The following is a 2,652-nucleotide window of genomic DNA, read 5'->3' as shown; positions in this document are numbered from 1 at the left end:
GGCCTTGACCTCGATCAGCACTTCGCCGGCCCGCGGGCCTTCGAGCTGAACCGTCATGACCTCGAGCGGCTTGCCTGCCTGAACGGCAACGGCGGCGCGTACATCCATCTATTTTCTCCTTGGACTGAAATGACGTCGGGCCGCCAGAACGGCGGCCCTAAGTGGAATCGCAATAGGTTATCGAATGTTCTGTTGAACGCGATTGAGTTCCATCTCAAGAGCGGCAATCGCCTTGCCGGTCTGTTCGTGCAGCTTCTTGACGAGGGCGAGCTGCTCGCGCAGGCCGTCCTTCTCGTCGATTGCGTCGGCATCCGGCGCGCGGCCGAGCCCGGCGATCAGCCAGGCCGGGGTGACGCCGAGTACGCCTGCAAGCATGAACAGCCGGTTTGTGCGGGGTTCGGCCCGATCCCGTTCCCAGGCCGCGATCGTCTCCGTGCGCACGCCGAGTTGATCGGCCAGTTCCTTGGCGCTGAGATTTGCGGCGTCGCGCGCCCTCCAGATGCGTCCTCCCAGCGTATCACCGTCGCTGGTGTCGCGCAGGCGGGCAATCATCGTTTCGGTGGACAAGCGCATGGACATCTCCTTTGCCACGGTCACGTTCAAAGGTCCCGAACCATGGGGGCCGACGGCCGACCTTTGGATCCGGGGCGGAAGATTGTCCTGAGCTTATAGGCATTTGGGCGGCGAGGGACCACCCCGAAGCGCCAAAAACACCGTCAATTGCGGCTAGGGCGCGGATAGTTCTTTCTCCGTCGCATCCTCGGCCGTTGAAAACCAACGCGTAGGCTCTAATGTGCGGCGGCCACAGGAGCTTGCCCCATGACAGACGCCCGAACTGCGACCACCGACCACACCGACACGGTGATGCAGGGCGTCGCCATCATGCTCTTTGCCATGGTCATCCTGCCGGGCATGGACGTGATTGCGAAATACATGGCCGTCTATGAGGGCATGTCGCCGGGGCAGGTGACCTTTTACCGCTTCTTCTTCCAACTGGTAGCGACGCTACCTATGCTGCTTGGCGCCGGTGGCCTGCGGGCGCTGAGGCCAAAGCGGCCCTGGGCCAATCTGCTGCGCGGTGTACTGCTGGCGACCGCGGCCTTGTTCTTCTTCATATCGGTGAAGTACATGCCGCTTGCCGACACCTTCGCCATCTATTTCGTCGAGCCCTTCATCCTGACCTGTCTTTCGGCGGTGTTCCTCAAGGAAAGAGTGGGCTGGCGGCGCTGGCTCGCCATTGTCGTCGGTTTCGGTGGAGCGATGATCGTCATCCAGCCGAGCTTTGCCGCTTTCGGCCTGACCGCGCTGTTGCCGGTTGCCTGCGCCTTCGTCTTTGCCTGCTACCTGCTCCTCAACCGTGCTGTCGGTACCGGCGACTCGCCGCTAACGATGCAGACAATTGCCGGCATCGGCGGCACATTGACGATGGCGCTGGTGATCCTGATCGGCAACGGCATGGGCAGCGCCGATTTCGTGCCGTCGCTGCCGAAGTCGCCGCTTGGCTGGATGCTCGTGATCGTGCTTGGCGCGCTGTCCGGCTACGGCCATCTGCTGGTGGTCAAGGCGTTCCGGGCGGCACCCGTCTCGCTGCTCGCACCGTTTCATTATTTCGAGATCGTCACGGCGACGGCGCTCGGTTATCTCATCTTCGGAGACTTTCCGTCGCTCTCCAAATGGCTTGGTATCGCCATCATCGTTGGCTCGGGCCTCTTCATCATCTGGCGTGAGCGGCAGGCTGGACGTCGAACGGCAAGTTGAACGGGCTTACGGCGCGTCGTTCCGCGTCGGACCGAACACGGTCTCGAAGGCCTCGCGCAAGCGGATGTCCACGTCCGGCATCATTACGGGCAGGCCGAGATCGACGAGGCTGGTGACGCCATAACCGCGAATGCCGCAGGGCACGATGCCGCCGAAATGGTCGAGATCCGGGTCGACGTTGAGCGCAAAGCCATGGAAACTCACCCATTTGCGCAGGCGGATGCCGATCGCGGCGATCTTGTCTTCCGACATGGAGCCGTCGGGCAGGGCAGGCTTTTCCGGGCGCCGCACCCAGACACCGACCCGGTCTTCACGCCGCTCGCCCCGAACGTTCATCGAATCGAGCGTGGAGATGACGACGCTTTCGAGTGCCGCGACGAAAGCGCGTACGTCCTGCTTCCTGCGCTTGAGGTCGAGCATGACGTAAACGACGCGCTGGCCCGGGCCGTGATAGGTGTATTCGCCGCCGCGGCCGGTGGCAAAAACCGGAAAACGGTCGGGCATGACGAGATCGGCGGCGTCGGCACTGGTGCCGGCCGTATAGAGCGGCGGATGCTCGACGAGCCAGACCAGTTCATCTGCGGTGCCGGCGGCAATCGCCGCGGCTTCCTGCTCCATCAGCTCGACGGCCTGCGGATAATCGACCAGTTCGGAGGCAATCCGCCAGCGAACCGGGGGTGATTCCGGAGGGGCAAACATGTCCTGGCTCAGATTTTCACGCTGCATTCGCTCGGCATTCCTGTTTTTTAGAGCCTGTACATGGGATGGCGCGAGGCAAGAGTCCAGCGTTTCCGGGGCTCCTTGGGCGGGCTGTTGAAATAGTTTCATTTCCCGTCAAAATTCTGTCGTGATCCCCTTGTGCCCCCCAGGGGCTTTTGCTACATGCAGCCCCGT

At 62.5% G+C, this 2,652-nt stretch carries 3 protein-coding genes and 1 pseudogene; 1 reads left to right on the top strand and 3 read right to left on the bottom strand.

The features are described 5' to 3' along the window. Positions 1-108: pseudogene (locus ASE71_RS36875) on the bottom strand (GNAT family N-acetyltransferase); the annotation flags it as partial. A 69-nt stretch (positions 109-177) separates the two neighbouring features. Continuing rightward, the gene (locus tag ASE71_RS08910; RefSeq protein WP_034804375.1) at positions 178-573 is read right to left on the bottom strand and encodes a helix-turn-helix domain-containing protein; all 396 of its coding nucleotides are present in this window, start codon (positions 571-573) and stop codon (positions 178-180) included. A gap of 246 nt (positions 574-819) precedes the next feature. Between ASE71_RS08910 and ASE71_RS08905 the strand changes: the two genes are divergently transcribed. Continuing rightward, a complete protein-coding gene (locus tag ASE71_RS08905) occupies positions 820-1,758 on the top strand; it encodes a DMT family transporter (protein WP_060516826.1) in 939 nt (312 codons plus the stop codon). A 6-nt stretch (positions 1,759-1,764) separates the two neighbouring features. On the opposite strand, the gene lipB is transcribed toward ASE71_RS08905, so the two are convergent. Next, on the bottom strand, positions 1,765-2,484 hold the full coding sequence (lipB, locus tag ASE71_RS08900; RefSeq protein ID WP_060516828.1) for a lipoyl(octanoyl) transferase LipB: 720 nt from the start codon (positions 2,482-2,484) through the stop codon (positions 1,765-1,767). Positions 2,485-2,652: the final 168 nt, after the last annotated feature.

The sequence above is a fragment of the Ensifer sp. Root954 genome, assembly GCF_001429005.1.
Lineage (GTDB): Bacteria > Pseudomonadota > Alphaproteobacteria > Rhizobiales > Rhizobiaceae > Ensifer > Ensifer adhaerens.
This window is presented reverse-complemented; position numbering and strand designations above follow the sequence as displayed.